The following is a 1,694-nucleotide window of genomic DNA, read 5'->3' on the forward strand; positions in this document are numbered from 1 at the left end:
CGCCACGGGCTAGTCGTACACGAGACTCGGGCAGCCTCGGACTGAGTGAGTCCGCGCTCTCGCATCTCGGCGTACCGGGTCGTGCCGCGTTTCCATCTTTTCCAAAGCAGGCTTCGCAATCTTCGCCGGACCCACTTTTCAAGGCTCTTTAGCACACTAGGTGTTTCGCAGAATCGAAAATATCCGCGCCATCCCGTTAGGTATGTCGACAGCTCCTCTGCGATTCTTTCGATAGTTTCACCTCTTGTACGCCGAGTCAATTCACGGATTTTTGCCTTGAAGCGTTCGATTGCCTGAGGCGCAATTCTGCGCTTGAACGGTCGATTGCTTGTAAGGCTAAATCCTAAGAATTTCCTTTTCCATGGTCGAGCGACGGCACTTTTTGCCTCATTCACTTGAAGTCTTAATCGTTTATTGATGAATCTCGTGATGCTAGCCATCACACGATTACCCGCTCTTTCGCTCCGTACGTAGATGTTGCAATCATCTGCATATCGAATGAAATTAAGCCTTCGCTTCTCCAATTCTCGGTCAAGTTCGTCAAGCATGATATTCGACAGAAAGGGCGAAAGGGGTCCTCCTTGCGGAGTGCCTTCATCTGTTGGTTTTACCAGACCATCCTCCATGATGCCGGCGTTCAAGAACGCTCGAATCAATTTGCGAACACTTCGGTCTTCCACTCTTTTTGCAATCAGACCCATTAGGACATCGTGGTTGACTCGGTCGAAGAATTTCTCCAGATCGATGTCCACAACGATGCACAATCCACTGCATACATACTGCTGCGCTTGTTGGATTGCTTGATGGGCTGATTTACCGGGGCGGAAGCCGTAGCTGTATTGAGAGAACGTTGGGTCAAAGTGACGTTGCATTACTTGCAGTAATGCTTGCTGCACGAATCTATCCAGAACCGTCGGAATACCCAATTGTCGCATTCCTCCGGACTGTTTAGGTATCTCTACCTTTCGCACCGCTTTTGGTGCATACGTGCCTAGTTGCAGCGTCCTCTTAATCCATTTCCAGTTTTCGCGCAGATGTTGTGGCAGTTGTTCGACGGTCATACCGTCAATTCCTGCCGCTCCCTTGTTTCGCATCACCTGCTTTAGCGCTTTCTTCAAATTTTCCGGATCTAGTACCTCCTTCATGAGTTCATGTTCCAGCGCTAGGTTTTCGGTTTCGATTGTCGCCATTTCTGATTCGATCCCTTCTCTGGAAACGGGCGGGGCTTCACCCTTTCCGATTTCTTGGAAGGTCACCTTGAGTTGATTTTTCTGTCGCTTGTCAGTCATGTAGCTCTCGTCCTACTTGCCTTGCTACCGTTTGGACCTTCGGTGCAGATGCACCTACTATGTCCTCTGCAGACTTCTGTCACGCGATCGGCAATTCTCTCGAACAACCCAGTGCCGATTTCGACACAACGCAACAGATCTCCTGGGGTAAGTTCAACCACCTTCCTCGCGCATCTGCCGAATTTACAACCATGACTCTTGATGGCTATGGACTTTGCGCTCACTTGCACGCTCGTCCAATCATGATTGCCTCGTATTCGGTTTCTGTCCGTCAGATCGCGATTTTGCTCCCCGCTTCCTCCAGACCCAACCTCGCGGTTACGCCCTTGCGGTTCACTAACACTTCGTTGCCATCAAACTGTGTAGAAGACTTTCACCTCCGAGTTGTTGAACATGCCCAGCGCA

The 1,694-nt window shown here is 50.2% G+C and carries 1 protein-coding gene; it reads right to left on the reverse strand.

Annotation, left to right across the window (positions count from 1 at the left end; genetic code table 11):
- Positions 1-1,145: group II intron reverse transcriptase/maturase (gene ltrA, locus EKK48_16300; protein RTL40824.1), on the reverse strand; the 1,145-nt coding region annotated here is incomplete at its 3' end.
- Between the last annotated feature and the right edge of the window lie 549 nt (positions 1,146-1,694).

It is taken from the genome of Candidatus Melainabacteria bacterium, from assembly GCA_003963305.1.
Classification (GTDB): Bacteria; Cyanobacteriota; Vampirovibrionia; order Obscuribacterales; family Obscuribacteraceae; genus PALSA-1081.